Raw genomic sequence first — 20,931 nt, 5'->3', positions numbered from 1 at the left:
TGTCAGTGTTTAATGCCTTTACTGCCTGTTTTAACGCATTATTTTGCGCTACTCGCGAAGGATTTACGGGTGCATGGCAGGCTGGAGTGTGCTGCTCGCCGCTGATGACGGTACAAAATATGGTACAATGATCCATCGGGAATATTTCACATTGATTAGGGTTCTTCGGCCAATGGCACAACTTTATTTCTACTATTCGGCAATGAATGCAGGGAAATCGACGGCGTTACTGCAATCCTCATACAATTATCAGGAGCGGGGGATGCGTACCGTTGTTTATACCGCCGAAATCGACGATCGCTTTGGGGCAGGGAAGGTAAGCTCAAGAATAGGGCTTTCATCGCCTGCAAGGCTGTTTAACCCTGAAACGGACCTGCTGGAGGACATTCGTGCCGAGCATGCCTCTAAGCCTGTCCATTGCGTGCTGGTAGATGAAAGCCAGTTCCTGACCCGTGAGCAGGTCCATGCGCTTTCAGAGGTCGTTGATGAGCTGGATATTCCCGTTCTTTGCTATGGATTACGTACCGATTTTCGTGGGGAGTTATTTGCCGGCAGCCAGTATCTGCTCGCCTGGTCGGATAAGCTGGTTGAGCTGAAAACAATCTGCTTTTGTGGCCGCAAGGCAAGTATGGTTCTTCGCCTGGACCAGTCGGGTAAACCCTATGCTGATGGCGAGCAGGTGGTGATAGGAGGCAATGAACGTTATGTCTCGGTCTGCCGCAAGCATTATAAAGAGGCGCTGGCTGTAGGCTCGCTGACGGCGTTACAGGGCGAGAATCGAAAATAACAAGAATGTTTTACCGATCCTCAGATATAAAAAAACCCGCCGCTGGCGGGTTTTTTATCACACTGTCAACTAAGCGTTTTTCTTCGCTTTCTTGTCAGCCTTTACGACTGCGGGGATTTCAACTTTTACGGCTGCGACATCGCTTTCAGTGAAGTTACGACCGTAATAAGTATCCAGCAGGATCTGTTTCAGTTCGGAAATCAGTGGGTAGCGCGGGTTAGCACCAGTACACTGGTCATCGAATGCATCTTCAGACAGCTTATCTACGTGAGCGAGGAAGTCAGCTTCCTGAACGCCTGCTTCGCGGATAGATTTAGGAATACCCAGTTCCGCCTTCAGACTTTCCAGCCATGCCAGCAGTTTTTCGATCTTCGCGGCAGTACGGTCGCCCGGTGCGCTCAGACCCAGGTGATCGGCGATTTCAGCATAACGACGGCGCGCCTGTGGACGGTCATACTGGCTGAATGCAGTCTGCTTGGTTGGGTTGTCGTTGGCGTTATAGCGGATAACGTTGCTGATCAACAGGGCGTTCGCCAGACCGTGAGGAATGTGGAACTGTGAACCTAGCTTGTGCGCCATGGAGTGACAGACACCCAGGAAGGCGTTAGCAAACGCAATGCCCGCGATGGTGGCCGCACTGTGTACACGTTCACGCGCAACAGGGTTTTTCGAACCTTCGTTGTAAGAAGCTGGCAGGTTTTCTTTCAGCAGTTTCAGCGCCTGCAACGCCTGACCGTCAGAGAACTCAGAAGCCAGTACGGACACGTAAGCTTCCAGAGCGTGAGTGACCGCATCCAGACCACCGAACGCACACAGTGATTTCGGCATTTCCATGACCAGGTTGGCGTCAACGATAGCCATATCTGGCGTCAGTGCGTAGTCAGCCAGCGGGTATTTCTGACCGGTTGCGTCATCAGTCACAACGGCAAATGGCGTCACTTCTGAACCAGTACCGGAAGTGGTGGTGACGGCGATCATTTTCGCTTTCACGCCCATTTTCGGGAACTTGTAGATACGTTTACGGATATCCATAAAGCGCAGCGCCAGTTCTTCGAAGTGAGTTTCCGGATGCTCGTACATCACCCACATAATTTTCGCAGCGTCCATTGGGGAACCGCCACCCAGTGCGATGATCACATCAGGTTTGAAGGAGTTCGCCAGTTCAGCGCCTTTACGTACAACGCTCAGGGTTGGGTCAGCTTCAACTTCAAAGAAGACTTCAGTTTCGACGCCAGCCGCTTTCAGAACAGAGGTGATCTGGTCTGCATAGCCATTGTTGAACAGGAAACGGTCAGTCACGATGAGCGCACGTTTGTGGCCATCAGTAATCACTTCATCCAGCGCGATTGGCAGAGAGCCGCGGCGGAAGTAGATAGATTTCGGAAGTTTGTGCCACAACATGTTTTCAGCTCGCTTAGCAACGGTTTTCTTGTTGATCAGGTGTTTTGGACCAACGTTTTCAGAGATGGAGTTACCACCCCAGGAACCACAACCCAGAGTCAGGGAAGGTGCGAGTTTGAAGTTGTACAGATCACCGATACCACCCTGAGAAGCAGGGGTGTTGATCAGGATACGTGCCGTCTTCATCTTCTGACCGAAGTAAGCAACACGCTCAGGCTGGTTATCCTGATCGGTGTACAGGCAAGAGGTGTGGCCGATACCGCCCATTGCCACCAGTTTCTCTGCTTTTTCTACCGCGTCATCAAAATCTTTCGCACGGTACATTGCCAGCGTTGGGGAGAGTTTCTCGTGAGCAAACGGCTCACTTTCATCAACGACTTTCACTTCACCAATCAGAATCTTGGTGGTAGCAGGGACGCTAAAGCCAGCGAGTTCAGCAATTTTATACGCTGGCTGACCTACGATAGCTGCGTTCAGCGCGCCATTTTTCAGGATCACGTCCTGAACGGCTTTCAGTTCTTTACCTTGCAACAGGTAGCCGCCGTGGCTGGCGAAACGTTCACGAACGGCGTCGTATACCGAATCAACCACGACAACAGACTGTTCAGATGCACAGATAACGCCGTTATCGAAGGTTTTAGACATCAGCACAGAAGCAACAGCACGCTTGATATCTGCCGTTTCGTCGATCACAACAGGGGTATTACCTGCGCCTACGCCGATGGCTGGTTTACCGGAGCTGTATGCTGCTTTAACCATACCAGGACCACCGGTCGCCAGAATCAGGTTAATGTCCGGGTGATGCATCAGAGCGTTGGACAGTTCAACAGAAGGTTGGTCGATCCAGCCGATGAGATCTTTTGGCGCACCCGCAGCAATGGCTGCCTGAAGCACGATATCTGCTGCTTTGTTGGTGGCGTCCTTCGCACGTGGATGCGGAGAGAAAATGATTGCGTTACGAGTCTTCAGACTGATGAGAGATTTGAAGATGGCGGTAGAGGTTGGGTTAGTGGTTGGAACGATACCGCAAATGATGCCGATCGGTTCTGCGATGGTGATGGTGCCGAAAGTATCGTCTTCTGACAGCACACCGCAGGTTTTCTCATCTTTATAGGCGTTGTAGATATACTCTGAAGCAAAGTGGTTTTTGATCACTTTATCTTCAACGATACCCATGCCGGATTCGGCAACGGCCATTTTAGCGAGAGGGATTCGAGCATCAGCAGCAGCCAGAGCGGCCGCGCGGAAGATTTTATCAACCTGTTCTTGGGTGAAATTGGCATATTCACGCTGGGCTTTTTTTACGCGCTCGACGAGGGCGTTCAGTTCAGCGATATTGGTAACAGCCATAATGCTCTCCTGATAATGTTTAAACTCTTTTAGTAAACCAGCGCTCGATACGTCTGACAGTATAGTCAGAGCCGATCCCACTTGCGTAACACACAGTAAAACAAAGGATTACTCACTGCTCCAGCTCACTAATTTACTAAAAGAGCCTTACCTTAGCATCATACCTTTTTGATAGGTGATCTCCCTGGCGGCGTAACCAAGATTACTCACTTCTGAGTACGAAAATTATGATCAAGATCAATTTTGTCCTAAGCTGATACCTTTCAGCAGGGTTATTTTGTGCTAATTATTCTACTGTTAAATAATTAAGTAACTATTGGAAGCGGCAATATCATTGATTACACAAATGTTTAACATCATGAATTGATAACGTTTAAGAACAGATTTCTGGTGAAGTGTGCGGCTAAAAAGCGTATCTTCAGCGCGGATTTATCATGACACGCAGTTTCTCCCTGGACATGCTCAATTGCGGAGCTTAATGTGATTCAAACGCTCTTTGATTTCCCTACATATTTCAAGTTTTTTATCGGCTTGTTTGCTCTGGTTAACCCGGTAGGGATCATCCCTGTCTTCATCAGTATGACCAGCTATCAGACGGCTGCGGCACGAAATAAAACCAACCTGACGGCAAACCTGTCGGTGGCGATCATCCTACTTACGTCTCTTTATCTCGGGGACGCCATTCTTCAGGTCTTCGGCATCTCGATTGATTCGTTCCGTATAGCAGGCGGGATCCTGGTGGTGACGATTGCCATGTCGATGATCAGCGGCAAGCTGGGGGAGGATAAACAGAACAAACAGGAAAAATCAGAGACAGCTATCCGCGAGAGCATTGGGGTTGTGCCACTGGCACTGCCGCTGATGGCGGGCCCGGGGGCGATCAGTTCCACCATTGTCTGGGGTACGCGCTACCACAGCCTGATGCACCTGATTGGCTTTTCCGTCGCCATTGCGCTGTTCGCGCTGTGCTGCTGGGGCGTATTTCGTATGGCGCCATGGCTGGTTCGCTTGCTGGGACAAACGGGCATCAACGTGATTACCCGTATCATGGGTCTGTTGTTAATGGCGTTGGGCATCGAATTTATCGTTACCGGTATAAAAAGTATTTTCCCCGGGTTAGTACACTGACTTTCATTTGAAAGAGCGGAGCCAGCGGCTCCGTTTTTTTACGTGATTATCTGCAAATCATATAAATAAAGTTGAAATAGGCGCCAGCCATAATAAGTTCTACTAATAACTCTCTTTTGTTGTTTTTCAAGAGGTTGTTTATTTTCATTTCCCCTTGCCGCGCATAAATCCCTCAAACCCTCTGTTATTTTACTCACATGATACTCTGGGGCTTGCTGACAGATAACCGAAATGATATTAGTAATTTCGATGCTGACTCAGACGAATGTGCTAAATAATAATCAATTGTTAAATTATCGTGAAAAGTCGTTCAACTAATCCATGTCGTCGCGTTTGTAGCAACAAAATTTCTTATCTGTATGAATTATATCTCTTTTTGTTGATTTCGGCGTAAGTCAGGGTTAGCGCCTTAGTTATGCCAGCCATCGTAAAAGAGAAATGCTTAACAAATTTGCAAAATGTATTGGCGAGAGTTGGCACCATTTGGTACTTTCCGGCCTTATATTTTGCAGCATTAAACAAGTTAATGAGAACTATTTTCATATAGCCCTCACGTAAGATATCCAACGCATCTCTCTGACAGGGGAAAGGTGTAAAGAATCGACGCAAGACCGCCGTTCGAGCGGTCAGTAATAATGAAGTCGGTGATAGCAAGAAGTAAAAAAGAACCTGACAGTAGCAAAAAAAACTCCTGCGCTGTACAGGCCCCAACAGGGGATTACACAACTGGCGAAGGCCAGTCATTATAATGAGTGGAGTATCAACACAATGTCCATCATCACAAAAAAAAGTCTGGTAGCGGCGGGGATTTTAACTGCGCTAATCGCGGGCAACGCTGCAATGGCTGCGGACGTTCCTGCTGGTGTTCAGCTGGCTGAGAAGCAAACGCTGGTACGTAATAACGGTGCGGAAGTGCAGTCTCTTGATCCGCACAAAATTGAAGGTGTTCCAGAGTCTAACGTTAACCGCGATCTGTTTGAAGGTCTGCTGGTGACTGACGTAGACGGCCACCCGGCTCCGGGCGTGGCGGAAAAATGGGACAACAAAGATTTTAAAGTCTGGACCTTCCATCTGCGTAAAGATGCCAAATGGTCCGACGGTACGCCGGTTACCGCCGAAGATTTCGTCTATAGCTGGCAGCGTCTGGCGGATCCAAATACCGCCTCCCCGTATGCGAGTTACCTCCAGTATGGCCATATTGCCAATATCGATGACATCATCACGGGTAAAAAGCCAGTAACCGACCTGGGCGTAAAAGCCATCGATGCCAATACCTTTGAAGTGACGTTGAGCGAACCTGTTCCGTACTTCTATAAGCTGCTGGTTCACCCGTCCGTCTCCCCGGTACCAAAATCCGCGGTAGAAAAATTTGGTGAAAAATGGACGCAGCCTGCGAATATCGTGACCAACGGTGCATATAAGCTGAAGGACTGGGTCGTTAACGAACGTATGGTGCTGGAGCGCAACCCGCAGTATTGGGATAATGCGAAGACCGTTATCAATCAGGTCACCTACCTGCCAATCTCTTCTGAAGTGACGGACGTAAACCGCTACCGCAGTGGTGAAATCGACATGACCTATAACAACATGCCGATTGAACTGTTCCAGAAGCTGAAAAAAGAGATCCCGAAAGAAGTTCACGTCGATCCGTATCTGTGCACCTACTATTACGAAATTAACAACCAGAAAGCACCGTTCACCGACGTACGTGTTCGTACCGCACTGAAGCTGGCTCTGGATCGCGACATTATCGTGAATAAAGTGAAGAATCAGGGCGACCTGCCGGCTTACAGCTACACCCCGCCTTACACCGACGGTATGAAGCTGGTTGAACCTGAATGGTTCAAATGGTCCCAGGAAAAACGTAACGAAGAAGCGAAAAAACTGCTGGCTGAAGCTGGCTATACCGCCGACAAGCCGCTGACCTTTAGCCTGCTGTACAACACCTCTGATCTGCATAAAAAACTGGCTATTGCCGTCGCGTCTATCTGGAAGAAAAACCTCGGCGTGAATGTGAAGCTGGAAAACCAGGAATGGAAGACCTTCCTCGATACGCGCCACCAGGGAACCTTTGACGTGGCACGTGCAGGATGGTGTGCGGACTATAACGAACCGACCTCATTCCTGAACACCATGCTGAGCGACAGTTCGAACAACACCGCACACTATAAGAGCCCGGCGTTTGATAAGCTTATTGGCGAAACCCTGAAGGTGGCAGATGACGCCCAGCGCGCCGATCTGTACGCCAAATCAGAACAACAGCTCGATAAAGACTCTGCGATCGTTCCGGTTTACTACTACGTTAACGCCCGCCTGGTGAAACCATGGGTAGGGGGTTATACCGGTAAAGACCCGTTGGATAATATTTCCGTTAAGAATCTTTATATTATCAAGCATTAATGGCAATACGTGGGGCGAGCGAGCTTGCCCCACTGTGTCTATTTTGTAACATTCATCAGGCACACGCCAGAAGGTACGGGCAATGTTGAAATTTATCCTGCGTCGCTGTCTTGAAGCGATTCCAACGTTATTTATTCTAATTACAATTTCCTTCTTCATGATGCGTCTTGCACCGGGCAGTCCTTTTACCGGTGAACGCACGCTTCCGCCAGAGGTTATGGCCAACATCGAAGCGAAATACCATTTAAACGATCCTATCACCACGCAGTACTTCAACTATCTGAAGCAACTTGCACACGGTGATTTTGGTCCGTCATTTAAATATAAAGACTATTCCGTTAACGACCTGGTGGCGTCCAGTTTCCCGGTATCGGCTAAATTAGGAGCTGCTGCATTTATCCTGGCCGTTGTTCTCGGTGTCACTGCGGGCGTTATCGCTGCGCTAAAACAAAATACCCGATGGGATTACGCCGTAATGGGGGTCGCAATGACCGGGGTGGTTATCCCCAGCTTCGTTGTTGCGCCGTTGCTGGTCATGATATTCGCCATAACCCTGAAATGGCTTCCCGGAGGCGGCTGGAACGGCGGGGCGCTGAAGTTCATGATATTGCCGATGGTGGCATTATCTCTGGCCTACATCGCCAGTATCGCCCGTATTACCCGCGGTTCAATGATTGAAGTCCTGCATTCGAACTTCATCCGTACCGCCCGTGCGAAAGGGCTGCCGATGCGCCGGATTATTTTCCGTCATGCCCTCAAGCCTGCACTGTTACCGGTACTCTCCTATATGGGGCCTGCTTTCGTCGGCATTATCACCGGTTCAATGGTGATTGAAACCATTTATGGCCTGCCGGGCATCGGGCAGCTGTTTGTTAACGGGGCGCTTAACCGTGACTATTCGCTGGTGCTGAGCCTGACGATCCTCGTGGGCGCGCTGACCATTCTGTTTAATGCCGTTGTCGATGTGCTGTATGCCGTTATCGACCCGAAAATCCGTTACTAACTGGAGCACGCCATGATGTTGAGTAAGAAAAACAGCGAGGCGCTGGAAAACTTCAGTGAAAAGCTGGAGGTTGAAGGTCGTAGCCTTTGGCAGGACGCCCGCCGTCGTTTTATGCATAACCGTGCCGCCGTTGCCAGCCTGGTCGTGCTGGTGCTTATTGCGCTGTTTGTCACCCTGGCGCCAATGCTCTCTCAGTTCACCTATTTCGATACGGACTGGGGCATGATGTCCAGCGCGCCGGAAATGGAATCCGGGCACTATTTCGGTACCGACTCTTCCGGGCGTGATTTGCTGGTGCGAGTGGCGATTGGCGGCCGTATCTCCCTGATGGTTGGCATCGCGGCGGCGCTGGTGGCGGTGATCGTCGGCACGCTTTACGGTTCGCTTTCCGGATACCTCGGCGGGAAAGTGGACTCCGTGATGATGCGTCTGCTAGAAATCCTGAACTCCTTCCCGTTCATGTTCTTCGTCATTCTGCTGGTGACCTTCTTTGGTCAAAATATCCTGCTGATCTTCGTGGCGATCGGGATGGTGTCCTGGCTGGATATGGCGCGTATTGTGCGCGGCCAGACGCTGAGCCTCAAACGTAAGGAGTTTATCGAAGCCGCACAGGTTGGTGGTGTTTCTACCGCCAATATTGTGGTGCGTCATATCGTTCCTAACGTGCTGGGCGTGGTGGTGGTATACGCCTCCCTGTTGGTGCCAAGTATGATCCTGTTTGAATCTTTCCTGAGCTTCCTGGGATTAGGTACGCAAGAGCCGCTGAGTAGCTGGGGCGCTCTGTTAAGTGATGGCGCAAACTCCATGGAAGTGTCACCGTGGTTACTCCTGTATCCGGCGGGCTTCCTGGTCGTCACCCTGTTCTGTTTCAACTTTATCGGCGATGGCCTGCGTGATGCCCTCGACCCGAAAGACCGTTAAGGAGCGCCGTCATGACTATTATTGAAACGGCAACCGCGCCACAGGCGCAACAGCGGACCAGCGCACTGCTGGACGTTAAAGACCTCCGCGTGACGTTTAAAACCCCCGACGGTGATGTTACTGCCGTTAACGATCTCAACTTCGACCTGCGTGCCGGTGAAACGCTGGGCATTGTGGGCGAATCCGGTTCCGGTAAATCCCAGACCGCATTCGCGCTGATGGGCCTGCTGGCATCAAACGGCGTGATCGGTGGTTCGGCGACGTTTAACGGAAAAGAGATCCTGAATTTGCCGGAACATGAGCTGAATAAGCTGCGCGCCGAGCAGATTTCAATGATTTTCCAGGATCCGATGACGTCCCTGAACCCCTATATGCGTGTGGGCGAACAGCTGATGGAAGTGCTGATGCTCCACAAAGGGCTGGGTAAAGCCGAAGCGTTTGAAGAGTCCGTCAAAATGCTGGATGCGGTGAAAATGCCTGAGGCACGTAAGCGCATGCGCATGTATCCGCACGAATTCTCCGGCGGTATGCGCCAGCGCGTCATGATCGCGATGGCATTGCTTTGTCGGCCAAAACTGCTGATCGCTGATGAACCGACCACCGCTCTGGACGTAACCGTCCAGGCGCAGATCATGACGTTGCTGAACGAGCTGAAGCGCGAGTTCAACACCGCCATCATCATGATCACCCACGATTTAGGCGTCGTTGCCGGGATCTGCGACAAAGTGTTAGTCATGTATGCAGGCCGCACGATGGAATACGGTAATGCCCGCGATGTGTTCTACCAGCCAGCCCATCCGTACTCTATCGGGTTGCTGAATGCCGTACCGCGCCTTGATGCGGAAGGGGAGTCGCTGCTGACTATCCCGGGTAACCCGCCAAACCTGCTGCGTCTGCCAAAAGGCTGTCCGTTCCAGCCGCGTTGTCTGCATGCGATGGAAATCTGTAACAGCGCACCGCCGCTGGAAGCGTTTGTCCCAGGCCGTCTGCGCGCCTGCTTTAAGCCGCTGGAGGAGCTGGTATGAACGCAATCGACGAAAAAAGAAATGTGCTGCTCGAAATCGCTGACCTGAAGGTCCATTTCGATATCAAAGACGGTAAACAGTGGTTCTGGCAGCCTGCCAAAACCCTGAAAGCGGTGGATGGCGTCACGCTACGCCTGTACGAAGGGGAGACCCTGGGCGTGGTGGGTGAATCTGGCTGCGGCAAATCGACATTTGCGCGTGCGATCATCGGCCTGGTGAAAGCCACCGACGGGAAAGTGGCCTGGCTTGGCAAAGATCTGCTGGGGATGAAGCCGGATGAATGGCGCGACGTGCGCAGCGACATCCAGATGATTTTCCAGGATCCGCTGGCGTCCCTGAACCCGCGTATGACCATTGGCGAAATCATTGCCGAGCCGCTGCGCACCTATCATCCGAAGATGCCGCGCCAGGAAGTTCGCGATCGGGTGAAAGCGATGATGCTCAAGGTGGGTCTGTTGCCTAACCTCATTAACCGCTACCCACACGAGTTTTCCGGCGGTCAGTGCCAACGTATCGGTATCGCACGCGCGTTGATCCTTGAACCAAAACTGATTATCTGTGATGAGCCGGTTTCGGCGCTGGACGTCTCCATCCAGGCCCAGGTGGTTAACCTGCTACAGAAACTGCAACGGGAAATGGGGCTGTCGCTGATCTTCATCGCCCACGATCTGGCGGTGGTAAAACACATTTCGGACCGTGTGCTGGTCATGTATCTGGGCCACGCCGTGGAGCTGGGTACGTATGATGAGGTGTACCACAATCCGCTGCACCCTTATACCAAAGCGCTGATGTCTGCGGTTCCCGTTCCGGATCCCGATCTGGAAAAAAATAAAACCATTCAGCTTCTGGAAGGTGAACTGCCTTCGCCAATCAACCCGCCTTCAGGCTGCGTATTCCGTACGCGATGCCCAATAGCCGGGCCGGAATGTGCAAAAACACGGCCGGTTCTGGAGGGCAGTTTCCGACATGCGGTTTCCTGCCTGAAAGTAGACCCGTTATAATCGCAAGGGCTGACATGATGTCAGCCCTTATTTTTCGAGGTTAATGTGTCGCGATTATTCACGTCGGCCCGTCAGCGGCTGTATCACCTTTTATTTGATCCTGAGACGGTTTCCGGTCGCCGTTTCGAAGGCCTGTGTGGTTTATTTGCCCTGATTAGCGTCATTATTATCTTTATCGAATCCGGCGCCGGAACGCAGTACCATATGACGTATGAGGAGTGGCACGTTTTCGTCTGGCTGGAATTGATTGTCACGCTGGTGTTTACCGCGGAATATGTGCTGAGGGTCATTAGCTGGCCAAATCCGGCGAAATACGTTTTCAGCTTCTGGGGATTTATTGATTTAGCCACCATCCTGCCGCTGTATGTCATGTGGCTGTGGCCTGAGATCAGTCTGAATTATGTGTTTGCCTGGCGCGCAATGCGGGCGATTCGCGTGTTACGAATTCTCAAACTGCTGCGCTTTATGCCGTCGCTGCGGGTTTTTTGGGTCGCCATTGTTAGCGCCCGCCACCAGCTGATTCTCTTCTATTCGTTTATTGCTATCGTGATGATCGTTTTTGGCTCCCTGATGTATTTAATCGAAGGGCCAAAATACGGGTTTACCACGCTTAATGCGTCTGTTTACTGGGCTATCGTCACGGTGACCACCGTGGGCTATGGCGATATTACCCCGCATACGCCGCTCGGACGTATTGTGGCATCGGTTCTTATCCTGATCGGCTATTCAGTTATAGCGATACCAACGGGGCTAATTACCACCCATATGAGCAGCGCCTTCCAGAACAGCAAGCAGCAACGCAAATGTCCGAATTGTCAGCAGGGGAATCATGAACCCGGCGCGCGGTTTTGTCACCGCTGTGGAAATGCCTTACCGGATTAAATAAAAAAGGCTGCGCGGGCAGCCTTTTTTATTATTCGCGCCAGAGAATATGGCACAGTTTGTGATCTTTCTCGCGGCACAGCAGGACGCGGGCAAAGATGTCGTTAATTTCTCCGCCGTCTTCATCTGCCAGGCCAATCACCACCTCTGCGAAGAAGTCCGGGTTGAGGTCAAAATCGACGTGTTCGGCCCAGTCTTCAGCCGGATCGAACAGCTCAGCACCGCCACGCTCTTCAAATTGCAGGTTGAAAAGAATGACGTCAGCAGGGTCGAGATTATCGACCGCCAGCTCGAGAAAAATATCGTAGGCCTGTTCGAGCGTTTCGTCTTCGGTCAGGCGATTGTTCAGATCCATTTCCATGATGACTACCTGTTAAACATCGTTGGGCACGTTTTACAGCAACGGGCTAAAGAAGTAAAACAGTCGTTCGGCAATTCGCTGCCACAGCGGACGTTTCGCCCACAGTCTGGCGTCCAGCAGGCGTGAGCGGGAGATATAATCGTCCTGAACCGCTGCCAGATCGCCACCGAACCCGGCGTCATCAATGACCAGCGTAATTTCAAAATTCAGCCATAGACTGCGCATATCGAGGTTAACGGTGCCCACCAGGCTCAGCTCTCCGTCCACCAGCACGCTCTTGGTATGTAACAGCCCGCCTTCGAACTGATAAATTTTAACGCCTGCGGCCAGCAGCTCACTAAAGAACGCGCGGCTTGCCCATCCCACCAGCAGCGAATCGTTCTTGCGCGGCATAATAATGCTCACATCCACTCCGCGCTGTGCCGCTGTACAGATGGCATGCAGAAGGTCGTCGCTGGGAACGAAATAGGGCGTGGTCATGATCAGATATTCCCGCGCGGAGTAGGCGGCGGTCAGCAGTGCCTGATGGATCAGATCTTCCGGGAAGCCAGGACCGGATGCAATAGTGTGGATAGTGTGCCCGCTGGCTTCCTCAAACGGCATGATATTGCCATCCGGGGGTGGGGGAAGTATGCGTTTACCGGTTTCAATTTCCCAGTCGCAGGAGTAGACGATACCCATTGAGGTCGCGATCGGTCCCTCCATCCGCGCCATCAGATCGATCCATTGCCCCACGCCGGAATCCTGCTTGAAGAAGCGGGGGTCAACCATGTTCATGCTGCCGGTGTAGGCGATATAGTTATCGATCAGAACCATTTTCCGGTGCTGGCGGAGATCCATGCGGCGCAGAAAGACGCGGAAAAGATTCACTTTCAGCGCCTCGACCACCTCGATACCGGCGTTGCGCATCATGCCTGCCCACGGGCTACGGAAAAAGGCCACGCTGCCGGCGGAGTCCAGCATCAGGCGGCAGTGGATACCGCGACGTGCAGCGGCCATTAGCGATTCGGCGACCTGGTCCGCCATGCCGCCCGGCTGCCAGATATAAAACACCATCTCGATATTATGCCGTGCGAGCTGGATATCACGGATCAGCGCCTGCATCACATCATCGGAAGAGGTCATCAGTTGCAGTTGATTACCTTTTACCCCAGCAATCCCCTGGCGGCGTTCGCACAGCTTGAACAGAGATGCGGCCACGCTGCTGTTCTCTTCAGCGAAGATATGCTTGCAGGCTTTAAGGTCGGCAAGCCATTTCGCCGTGGAGGGCCACATGGCGCGGGCGCGTTCGGCGCGGCGTTTACCCAGATGAAGTTCACCGAAAGAGAGATAGGCGATGATGCCCACCAGCGGCAGAATATAGATAATCAGAAGCCAGGCCATGGCGGAAGGTACCGCTCTGCGTTTCATCAGAATGCGCAACGTCACCCCGGCAATTAACAGCCAGTATCCTAAAATGACCAGCCAACTCACCACGGTGTAGAAGGTTGTCATAAATAAAAAATCCTTTTGAAAGCGTATTGTTATGAGTTTACGCATCAAGATTCATCTGGCAAATAAAAACGGCAGATAAAAGCGCTGGTTTGCCGTCTGCTTAGGCATATAATGGCATCTCTGTTAGAGAAAGAGTTGTAGACATGAAGCGCAGTAGAACTGAAGTTGGGCGCTGGCGCATGTTGCGACAGGTGAGTCGTCGTAAGGCTCGTTGGCTGGAAGCACAATCCCGCCGCAATATGCGTATCCACGCCATCAGAAAATGTGGCCTGAACAGACACCGTAACGCGCTGTTGTTCGCGGTCCAGGACATCTGAAAAGCATGAAGGGCACCGTAAAGGTGCCCATTAAACATCCAGACTATCAATTTTTGCAGTCTCTTCCCATCTGCTTTCCGCGATATACTGAGTCCCCTTAACGTCATGATATTAAAAGATGAATCCTTATCTCTGGATTTTTATTGTACTTTTGGCGCTGGATGCGCTCAGGGAAGATTTAGGACTTTCGTCATTTTCCTCATTGGCAGATTATGTTTTCGCATGCGGAATACATTGGCTTTATTAAAGGAACAAAGGATGAACGGAAAAGTAATGGCAGCACTCTTTGGGATTGCGATATTAAGCGGTTGTGCCAGCAGCAAAACCTCACCCGAACGGCACGCGTTTTATTTCGTGTCGCATCAGTCCAGCTTTACTGGCGGCAATTACACCTCCAGCGTGCAGAAAAATTATCAGCTGAACGTGGCGCAGTTCCGCGAGCTTTATGCCCGCGGCAAAGCTGACCGCGCGGAAGGGCGGACTCAGGTTGAAGCCAGTGAATACGCACAAAGCATTCGCGATCAGCTAAAAGAAAATGCGAAGTCGCAGGAATTGTTCGCAGGCAACACGAAGGATAAATGGTCATCGGACATGGACAGTAAAGACGCCATATTATTTGGCAACGAACTGGCCGCGACTTATCTTGATGGCTATAACGGCGTACAATAGCGCAACTGATTCAGGGGATACCGTAATTACCGGTATCCCCGCTGTTTTTGAGCGAAAGGAGTGAGACGTGTTTGCGGAGTTTGGTGTACTGAATTTCTGGACCTATGTTGTCGGCGCATTTTTTATCGTGCTGGTTCCAGGACCGAACACCTTGTTTGTGCTGAAAACAGGGATTGGCCACGGCGTTAAGAAAGGCTATCTGGCAGCCACCGGTGTGTTTATTGGTGATGCCGTGCTGATGTTTCTGGCCTGGGCGGGCGTCGCCGCGTTGATTCAGACCACTCCGGTATTATTTAATATTGTCCGCTATCTGGGCGCGTTTTATCTGCTGTGGCTGGGCGGGAAAATGCTCTGGTCCGTTATGACGCGTCAAAAAAATGCGCACGAAAGTAGCGCCGAACCGGCAAGCGCAATCCTTAAGCGTTCGCTGGTGCTGAGCCTGACGAACCCGAAAGCGATTCTCTTTTACGTGTCGTTCTTCGTGCAGTTCATTGATGTCAATGCGAAGAATACCGGCACGTCGTTCCTGATCCTCGCCACAACGCTTGAGCTGATCAGCTTCATGTACATGAGCTTCCTGATTTTCTCAGGCGCGTTTGTCACGCGTTACCTGAAAACCAAAAAGAAACTGGCGAAGCTGGGGAACGGGCTGATAGGCCTGCTGTTTGTCGGATTTGCGGCGAGGCTGGCGTCGCTGCACTGAATAAAGAAAAGGCTCCTGAGGGAGCCTTTTTAATGTCTGGCGTAGCTGGAAAGCCGCGCCAGACAAGGCTTCACGTTTTACTACTAGCAGTCAAAAGCCATAAAAAGCGGCTAGGGTGTGGACACATTGTGGACACTCTGACCACCATTTGCACCCTTCAACGGGTTAAGCGAAATCGCGTCCTGCAGGTACTGAGGAGCGAAGTGCGCATAGACCATCGTTTGCGCAATTTTCGTATGACCTAAGATCCTCTGAAGTGTAATGATGTTGCCCCCGTTAATCATAAAGTGCGTGGCGAAAGAGTGTCGTAGCGCATGTGTTGCTTGTCCGGCCGGTAAATCGGGCTTAACCTTTTTGAGGGTTCGCCTAAAGTCAGCATAACTGGCCTCAGGAAACAGAAAGCCTCGTGTTTTGCCGACTACGTAAGCCGCAACGTCATCAGAGATCGGGACCGTGCGCGGTGTGTTGGTTTTCGTCTTAACGAAAGACACCCGGTTATGAATCACGTTCTCCGCCTTTAACCGTGCCGCTTCTCCCCATCTTGCCCCGGTGCTCAAACATAAAACCGCAATTTTACGATTATCACCTGTGAGCGCAGCTAGTAAGGCGTCAATTTCCTCCAGAGTGAGATAGCCCGTTTCGGCTGTCTGCTCTTTCAGTTTTTTGAATCCCCTGAATGGATGTTCACCGTTATAGAGCTCTGACTCAATCAGGGTAGTGAACATCCCACCCAGTGTGATCAGGTCGCGGTTGATGGTTGTTGGCTTAATACCTTCACCCCGCCGTTGAGCACAATATTGCGTTATCAGGCTCTTGGTAATCTGGAAAGCGCACGGGTTTCCGGTCATCGTTTCGAAACGCTCAATTTTCCTGAGATACGATTGACCGTGCTCCTCATGTTTACCTTTCAGCTTCCACCATAACTCTTTCAGTTCCGACAATTGGCGTTTGTCCGTTGGTTTTGAAAGCCATTCCTTTGAGTGATGGTTATATTGAGTATGCTTTTCAAAAGCCATCGCCTCGCTTTTCTTGTCGAACTTCCGACGGATGCGTTTTCCGTTACGCCCGGTCGGTCTAATGTCCACTTCATATCGACCATCATCGAGCTTTTTAACAGACATAAAGCCTCCCGATGATGTTACTGCGTACTTCAATTTCCTGATTTAAATAGCAAAAACTCACTGTGCATTTACTGCACAAATAAGCGCCATAAATAGTTAGCCAGTTTTCTGGTCTGAGTGGGATGACGTTGTTGTCTGCTGCCCAAAGTGCGCGAGAGCCGGTGCAATCTGCCCAGCTTCAGGTGATATCGTCTCTGTCATGAACCACATAGTGTATTTTTTGAACTGAGGATGATTCAAAATCTTCATCACCGCCTGTATGCCCATATCTTTTACACCCTTCTCGTAACTCGAAAGAGAGCTGTATGGAACGCCTGTTAAGTCACTGAATTCTTTCCTATTCATACGTTCTGACTCACGCATGATCGCTAGCTTTTCATTTACGGGTATCATCGTAATTAACACTCCACTATTGATAGAAAAACGATAACGGAGTAATCTTCAATTCGTTATCGCAAACTAATGGCTCCAATATGGCAATTAATAGCCATTAGGAGCAATTAAAACACTAACGAGGAATACTCACAAATGAATAGGGTCATTGATAGTGTGAGCGACGCCGTTCCATACCAGGAATTCGCGCGCCTTATTGGTAAAACACCTGCAGCCGTTAAAGGCATGATTGAAAAGGGGAAGCTTCCTGTAGCCGAGATGACTGATCCGCAGTCAACGAGTGGGCGCGCAGGGGAATATTGGGTTTATCTGCCTGCCTGGAACAAGGGGATGAAGATGGCATATGACAGCCGCCCGAAGGAAATTCGTGATGGTTGGCTGATGTGGCTCGGATTAGGGGAGCCAGTATGAATAGTGAACCTCGCTGTATTGCACAGTTGCTTCGAAGAGAAAGCCCTAATCCGATTAACTTCACTATCACTCACGGTCGCGGACGCAAGGGCATCATCATCCGAACCCGTAGGACGGGTGTTATCGAGAAGCTTCGTCGCTTGGTCAAAAAGAGAGGACTGTGGTTATGACGGTAATGACACTTGATGTGATCCAGAAACAACCAACAGCACTTCGCGGTCTGGTCTGCAAGTATCTGGCTCAGCCTCGCTGGCAGGACACTTGCGATTTTTACAATCAGATGATGGAGCGGGAGCGTCTTACGGTTTGTTTCCACGCACAATTAAAACAGCGTCACTCTGTCATGCGCTTAGAGGAAATGACCGAAGCCGATCGTGAGCGTCTTGTTTGTGCGCTTGATGAATTGAGAACTGCATTTGCCCGGCGCCGACAATTTGGCGAGTCAAAAGCAATTTTCATCAGTCGCCTAACCGTTAGTCAAAGGCGCTCACTGTATCTTCATGCGGGACTGACAGAGCAGGAGTTTATGATGCCGCACTGGCATTTGAATGAAGAGGACTGTTACTGGCGTGACAAACTTTTCCGCGCTCTACGAGAGCTGTTCAGCCTTTTTGAGTACGCACCAACTATTTTAACCTCGGTAAAACCTGAGCAGTATTTACATTAATTAATCTGGATTCGTTTTATTACGCGCCTTACAGCGTGGGGACTCGTTTTGTCTGGAGATAGGCAAATGCAAAAACAAAATACAGCGCAGCGGGGGATGTATTCGGCACATCTTGCACAGGCAGTAAGCGAGGCACAGCGCGACTTGGCGACCCGTTACTCTTCTCAGTTTGATGGGCTTATCGCATACATCAGTAAGTCAGAACTTAATCGCACCGAGATTATCGAGTTATTAGGCCAGGAGTCGGAAAAGTTACACAACTCAATTTTCGGTAGAGCTGGTTAACCACTGTTAACAGGAAGCAAAAATGAGCATACGCATCGAGATTAATAACCAATACGTCATCACCAGTGACCGCTATCAATTCATTTTGCAGGAAAAAAAGACCGCTACATCCGGGAAGAATGAAGGTAAGGAATGGTTGGACGTTGTGGGTTACTACCCAACTATCCCTAAGCTTATCTCAGGCTTGGTTTTGCATGATCTTTTGACCAGCGATCTTACCGGCTTCTCAGCTTTGGAAGCTCGGATTGAACGCATGGGGAAGCAATGTCTGGACGCTTTTAAATAATATGTCCAACGAACCTCGGGGGCGTGTTGCCCCCTCGCCACCACCACCATTTTTGAAGGGCACCAGTGATTCATTCGTTGGTGCTTATCCCTGGAATAACGTCAACAAAGAGGCTATAGGCCGCGACAGACCCCTTACACGTGGCGAATACCGTCAGGTGCAAGGTGTTTTAGGTAAAGTTAATCGCCTGCCATATGTCTTAAAAACGTTGTTTAACTCGCGGTATGACTTCATCCGTCGTACTAAAAGCCCACTTCATGGTTTCTATTTCCTCAAGAACACCGTTGAGCAAAGGGTGGGGCCGCGTCTTGAGCGGGTTAATCAGTTAAATGGAATGAACGAGACTGCATCGCTTCTCTTTCTGAGCGAGCGCGAAAGCTATTCACGATTAGCGGGTATGAGTGACAAAGCGCTCAAAAAATTTGCTGCTCGTATTGCTTCGCAGCTCTATGTTGCTTATGAGGAACTTAGCGATGCATGGGCAGATGCTCATGGCGGTAAAGAAACCCTTTTCACCGATGAAGCGCAGGCGCACTTATATGGTCACGTTGCCGGTGCAGCTCGTGCATTCAACATCACCCCAATGTTCTGGAAGAAATACCGCAAAGGGCAAATCACGATCCGCCAGGCATTTTCCGCTATCGCTCGTCTGATTAACGATGAATGGTGGATTAGCCAGTTTAAGGCGCAGCGTATGCGCTGGCACGAGGCTTTGCTGATTGCCGCCGGTGAGGTGAATAAAGACCGCTCCCCATACGCCAGCAAAACGGCGATCCGTGATGTACATTCTCGCCGTCAGGCTAATTTCGAATACTTGAAGTCGTGTGACTTGGAAAACAAAGTCACCGGTGAGCGCATCGATCTCATCAGCAAAGTTATGGGAAGTATTTCAAACCCCGAAATCCGTCGTATGGAACTGATGAATACTATCGCAGGGATTGAACGCTATGCGGCCGGTCAGGGTGACGTCGGGATGTTTATCACTATCACCACTCCGTCGAAGTATCATCCGACACGTCAGGTTGGAAAGGGCGACAAAAAGACGGTGCAGCTTAACCACGGATGGAATGAAACCGCCTTTACGCCCAAGGATGGACAGCGGTATTTGTGCCGCATCTGGAGCCTGATGCGTACAGCTTTTAAAGATAACGGTCTGCAGGTCTACGGGATGCGTGTTGTTGAGCCGCATCATGACGGGACTCCGCACTGGCATATGATGCTTTTTTGCAAACCAGAGCAACGCAAACACATCACCGAAATCATGCGCCGTTATGCATTAAAAGAAGATGGCGATGAAAAAGGCGCTGTAGCACAGCGCTTTGAAGCGAAGCACCTCAATCAAGGTGGCGCAGCCGGTTACATTGCAAAATACATCGCGAAGAATATCGATGGTTACGCGCTCGATGGTCAGGTCGATCACGACACCGGCAAGCCTCTAACCGATACCGCAGCAGCTGTAACCGCATGGGCGTCAACATGGCGTATCCCGCAATTCAAATCAATTGGCCTGCCGACGATGGGCGCATACCGCGAACTGCGCAAACTGCCTCGCGGGGTAAGTATTGCTGATGAATTTGATGAGCGTGTCGAGGCGGCCAGAGCTGCAGCTGATGAAGGTGAATTTGACCGGTATATCGCAGCGCAGGGTGGGGCGAATGTTCCACGCAATAGCCAGACCGTCCGTGTGGCTCGTAACGTGACTGATGAGGTCAACGCCTACGAAGAGGATATAGAGAGAGTTGTGGGCATCTACGCCCCGCACTTGGGCTATGAGTTGCTACGTGTTACCCGGACAGCCGAATGGCGCATTGTTCCAAAGCTTTTGGCCGTTGAGCCTTTGACTTTAAAAAGCGGCATTGCCGCGCCTCGGAGTCCTGTCAATAACTGTGGAAAGCTTATCAGTGGTGATGATCCAGTTATGACGACTACACCGTGTGAGCATGTCGCAGTGGTGCTAAAACTTGTTGATGACGGGGTTACTGCACGGGATGATCCGGAAGTTGTGACAGTGCTCAGGGAAGCACTAAAACATGATACGGCACAGCAAAGCCGTCGATGAGCCATTAAGGCGGCATCAAATAGCACCTTCAGTGCAAATATTCGCTTCGAACCTGCGCAAAGAGGTATTGTACTACAGTTCTGGGAGCTTGACGTTCTGGAACGAGTATCTATGGTAACAAGATTTCTGAGCACAAGTTTGCTTACGATTGGACGGGTTTCTAAAGCCGCGTAGTATTTGAATCAAGGTATGCGATATGCAAGCATGATCGCATTCAAGTATTTGGATTATATTAATGCCAGCACCAATGAATGCTGGCATTCCACA

20 protein-coding genes and 2 pseudogenes are annotated in these 20,931 nt (G+C 50.6%); 17 read left to right on the top strand and 5 right to left on the bottom strand.

The window, feature by feature from the left end; translation table 11 throughout:
* Window positions 1-172 precede the first annotated feature (172 nt).
* The gene (gene tdk / locus DD597_RS14060; protein ID WP_129256392.1) at window positions 173-787 is read left to right on the top strand and encodes a thymidine kinase; all 615 of its coding nucleotides are present in this window, start codon (window positions 173-175) and stop codon (window positions 785-787) included.
* Between the two features lie 69 nt (window positions 788-856).
* Here tdk and adhE read toward each other — a convergent pair whose 3' ends face one another.
* Window positions 857-3,538 carry a bifunctional acetaldehyde-CoA/alcohol dehydrogenase gene (gene adhE / locus DD597_RS14055; protein ID WP_003856730.1) on the bottom strand — a complete coding sequence of 894 codons (2,682 nt, stop codon included), beginning with the start codon at window positions 3,536-3,538 and terminating at the stop codon, window positions 857-859.
* 480 nt (window positions 3,539-4,018) lie between these two features.
* Between adhE and DD597_RS14050 the strand changes: the two genes are divergently transcribed.
* From DD597_RS14050 to DD597_RS14015, 7 genes and pseudogenes are all read left to right on the top strand, one after another.
* A complete protein-coding gene (locus DD597_RS14050; RefSeq protein WP_017384236.1) occupies window positions 4,019-4,666 on the top strand; it encodes a YchE family NAAT transporter in 648 nt (215 codons plus the stop codon).
* Between the two features lie 768 nt (window positions 4,667-5,434).
* Window positions 5,435-7,066 carry an oligopeptide ABC transporter substrate-binding protein OppA gene (gene oppA / locus DD597_RS14040; RefSeq protein WP_003856736.1) on the top strand — a complete coding sequence of 544 codons (1,632 nt, stop codon included), beginning with the start codon at window positions 5,435-5,437 and terminating at the stop codon, window positions 7,064-7,066.
* An 82-nt stretch (window positions 7,067-7,148) separates the two neighbouring features.
* A complete protein-coding gene (oppB, locus tag DD597_RS14035) occupies window positions 7,149-8,069 on the top strand; it encodes an oligopeptide ABC transporter permease OppB (RefSeq protein ID WP_003856738.1) in 921 nt (306 codons plus the stop codon).
* A 12-nt stretch (window positions 8,070-8,081) separates the two neighbouring features.
* Window positions 8,082-8,990, top strand: coding sequence for an oligopeptide ABC transporter permease OppC (gene oppC, locus DD597_RS14030; RefSeq protein ID WP_129256318.1), 909 nt, complete (start codon window positions 8,082-8,084; stop codon window positions 8,988-8,990).
* Window positions 8,991-9,001: 11 nt separating this feature from the next.
* Window positions 9,002-10,015, top strand: coding sequence for an ABC transporter ATP-binding protein (locus tag DD597_RS14025; RefSeq protein ID WP_129256317.1), 1,014 nt, complete (start codon window positions 9,002-9,004; stop codon window positions 10,013-10,015).
* On the top strand, window positions 10,012-11,016 hold the full coding sequence (gene oppF, locus DD597_RS14020; protein ID WP_003856743.1) for a murein tripeptide/oligopeptide ABC transporter ATP-binding protein OppF: 1,005 nt from the start codon (window positions 10,012-10,014) through the stop codon (window positions 11,014-11,016). The genes DD597_RS14025 and oppF overlap by 4 nt, the downstream gene beginning before the upstream one ends.
* 14 nt (window positions 11,017-11,030) lie before the next feature.
* A pseudogene (locus tag DD597_RS14015) lies at window positions 11,031-11,898 on the top strand (ion transporter).
* Window positions 11,899-11,929: 31 nt separating this feature from the next.
* On the opposite strand, the gene DD597_RS14010 reads toward DD597_RS14015, so the two are convergent.
* Window positions 11,930-12,259 (bottom strand): HI1450 family dsDNA-mimic protein, encoded by a 330-nt coding sequence (locus DD597_RS14010; protein WP_003856748.1) that lies wholly within the window; start codon window positions 12,257-12,259, stop codon window positions 11,930-11,932.
* Window positions 12,260-12,292: 33 nt separating this feature from the next.
* The gene (gene cls, locus DD597_RS14005) at window positions 12,293-13,753 is read right to left on the bottom strand and encodes a cardiolipin synthase (protein WP_003856750.1); all 1,461 of its coding nucleotides are present in this window, start codon (window positions 13,751-13,753) and stop codon (window positions 12,293-12,295) included.
* 143 nt (window positions 13,754-13,896) lie between these two features.
* Here cls and DD597_RS14000 point away from each other — a divergent pair, with 143 nt between their 5' ends.
* The 4 genes from DD597_RS14000 to leuE all read left to right on the top strand — a co-directional run bounded on the left by DD597_RS14000 (window position 13,897) and on the right by leuE (window position 15,442).
* Window positions 13,897-14,070 (top strand): YciY family protein, encoded by a 174-nt coding sequence (locus DD597_RS14000; RefSeq protein ID WP_017384232.1) that lies wholly within the window; start codon window positions 13,897-13,899, stop codon window positions 14,068-14,070.
* Between the two features lie 118 nt (window positions 14,071-14,188).
* Window positions 14,189-14,317 carry a KPN_01571 family protein gene (locus DD597_RS25335; protein ID WP_210911827.1) on the top strand — a complete coding sequence of 43 codons (129 nt, stop codon included), beginning with the start codon at window positions 14,189-14,191 and terminating at the stop codon, window positions 14,315-14,317.
* Between the two features lie 11 nt (window positions 14,318-14,328).
* Window positions 14,329-14,739, top strand: a complete 411-nt coding sequence (locus tag DD597_RS13995; RefSeq protein WP_045336469.1) for an Exc2 family lipoprotein — start codon at window positions 14,329-14,331, stop codon at window positions 14,737-14,739.
* A 67-nt stretch (window positions 14,740-14,806) separates the two neighbouring features.
* Window positions 14,807-15,442: a leucine efflux protein LeuE gene (leuE, locus tag DD597_RS13990; protein ID WP_006810877.1), complete on the top strand. Its 636-nt coding sequence runs from the start codon at window positions 14,807-14,809 to the stop codon at window positions 15,440-15,442.
* A 110-nt stretch (window positions 15,443-15,552) separates the two neighbouring features.
* Here the strand turns inward: leuE and DD597_RS13985 are convergent, their stop codons facing one another.
* The gene (locus DD597_RS13985) at window positions 15,553-16,563 is read right to left on the bottom strand and encodes a tyrosine-type recombinase/integrase (protein WP_129256316.1); all 1,011 of its coding nucleotides are present in this window, start codon (window positions 16,561-16,563) and stop codon (window positions 15,553-15,555) included.
* 96 nt (window positions 16,564-16,659) lie between these two features.
* Window positions 16,660-16,956 carry a helix-turn-helix transcriptional regulator gene (locus DD597_RS13980; RefSeq protein WP_032658822.1) on the bottom strand — a complete coding sequence of 99 codons (297 nt, stop codon included), beginning with the start codon at window positions 16,954-16,956 and terminating at the stop codon, window positions 16,660-16,662.
* Between the two features lie 135 nt (window positions 16,957-17,091).
* Here DD597_RS13980 and DD597_RS13975 point away from each other — a divergent pair, with 135 nt between their 5' ends.
* The 5 genes and pseudogenes from DD597_RS13975 to DD597_RS13955 all read left to right on the top strand — a co-directional run bounded on the left by DD597_RS13975 (window position 17,092) and on the right by DD597_RS13955 (window position 20,838).
* Window positions 17,092-17,367, top strand: a complete 276-nt coding sequence (locus DD597_RS13975) for a regulatory phage cox family protein (RefSeq protein WP_129256315.1) — start codon at window positions 17,092-17,094, stop codon at window positions 17,365-17,367.
* A 166-nt stretch (window positions 17,368-17,533) separates the two neighbouring features.
* A complete protein-coding gene (locus tag DD597_RS13970; RefSeq protein ID WP_129256314.1) occupies window positions 17,534-18,034 on the top strand; it encodes a replication protein B in 501 nt (166 codons plus the stop codon).
* Window positions 18,035-18,100: 66 nt separating this feature from the next.
* Window positions 18,101-18,319 carry a DUF2732 family protein gene (locus DD597_RS13965; protein ID WP_050736840.1) on the top strand — a complete coding sequence of 73 codons (219 nt, stop codon included), beginning with the start codon at window positions 18,101-18,103 and terminating at the stop codon, window positions 18,317-18,319.
* A 22-nt stretch (window positions 18,320-18,341) separates the two neighbouring features.
* Window positions 18,342-18,605, top strand: a complete 264-nt coding sequence (locus DD597_RS13960; protein ID WP_029883439.1) for a DUF5405 family protein — start codon at window positions 18,342-18,344, stop codon at window positions 18,603-18,605.
* Between the two features lies 1 nt (window position 18,606).
* Window positions 18,607-20,838, top strand: a pseudogene (locus DD597_RS13955) (replication endonuclease).
* The last annotated feature ends 93 nt before the right edge of the window (window positions 20,839-20,931 follow it).

This window comes from Enterobacter cloacae complex sp. 677-3DZ2D5B, assembly GCF_004136695.1.
In the GTDB taxonomy this organism is placed as follows: domain Bacteria; phylum Pseudomonadota; class Gammaproteobacteria; order Enterobacterales; family Enterobacteriaceae; genus Enterobacter; species Enterobacter hormaechei_C.
This window is presented reverse-complemented; position numbering and strand designations above follow the sequence as displayed.

Coding starts and splice junctions, on each gene's coding strand:
- tdk (WP_129256392.1), top strand. CDS start 173: ATGGCACAACTTTATTTCTACTATTCGGCAATGAATGCAGGGAAATCG.
- adhE (WP_003856730.1), bottom strand. CDS start 3,538: ATGGCTGTTACCAATATCGCTGAACTGAACGCCCTCGTCGAGCGCGTA.
- oppA (WP_003856736.1), top strand. CDS start 5,435: ATGTCCATCATCACAAAAAAAAGTCTGGTAGCGGCGGGGATTTTAACT.
- oppB (WP_003856738.1), top strand. CDS start 7,149: ATGTTGAAATTTATCCTGCGTCGCTGTCTTGAAGCGATTCCAACGTTA.
- oppC (WP_129256318.1), top strand. CDS start 8,082: ATGATGTTGAGTAAGAAAAACAGCGAGGCGCTGGAAAACTTCAGTGAA.
- DD597_RS14025 (WP_129256317.1), top strand. CDS start 9,002: ATGACTATTATTGAAACGGCAACCGCGCCACAGGCGCAACAGCGGACC.
- oppF (WP_003856743.1), top strand. CDS start 10,012: ATGAACGCAATCGACGAAAAAAGAAATGTGCTGCTCGAAATCGCTGAC.
- DD597_RS14010 (WP_003856748.1), bottom strand. CDS start 12,259: ATGGAAATGGATCTGAACAATCGCCTGACCGAAGACGAAACGCTCGAA.
- cls (WP_003856750.1), bottom strand. CDS start 13,753: ATGACAACCTTCTACACCGTGGTGAGTTGGCTGGTCATTTTAGGATAC.
- DD597_RS14000 (WP_017384232.1), top strand. CDS start 13,897: ATGAAGCGCAGTAGAACTGAAGTTGGGCGCTGGCGCATGTTGCGACAG.
- DD597_RS25335 (WP_210911827.1), top strand. CDS start 14,189: ATGAATCCTTATCTCTGGATTTTTATTGTACTTTTGGCGCTGGATGCG.
- DD597_RS13995 (WP_045336469.1), top strand. CDS start 14,329: ATGAACGGAAAAGTAATGGCAGCACTCTTTGGGATTGCGATATTAAGC.
- DD597_RS13985 (WP_129256316.1), bottom strand. CDS start 16,563: ATGTCTGTTAAAAAGCTCGATGATGGTCGATATGAAGTGGACATTAGA.
- DD597_RS13980 (WP_032658822.1), bottom strand. CDS start 16,956: ATGATACCCGTAAATGAAAAGCTAGCGATCATGCGTGAGTCAGAACGT.
- DD597_RS13975 (WP_129256315.1), top strand. CDS start 17,092: ATGAATAGGGTCATTGATAGTGTGAGCGACGCCGTTCCATACCAGGAA.
- DD597_RS13970 (WP_129256314.1), top strand. CDS start 17,534: ATGACGGTAATGACACTTGATGTGATCCAGAAACAACCAACAGCACTT.
- DD597_RS13965 (WP_050736840.1), top strand. CDS start 18,101: ATGCAAAAACAAAATACAGCGCAGCGGGGGATGTATTCGGCACATCTT.
- DD597_RS13960 (WP_029883439.1), top strand. CDS start 18,342: ATGAGCATACGCATCGAGATTAATAACCAATACGTCATCACCAGTGAC.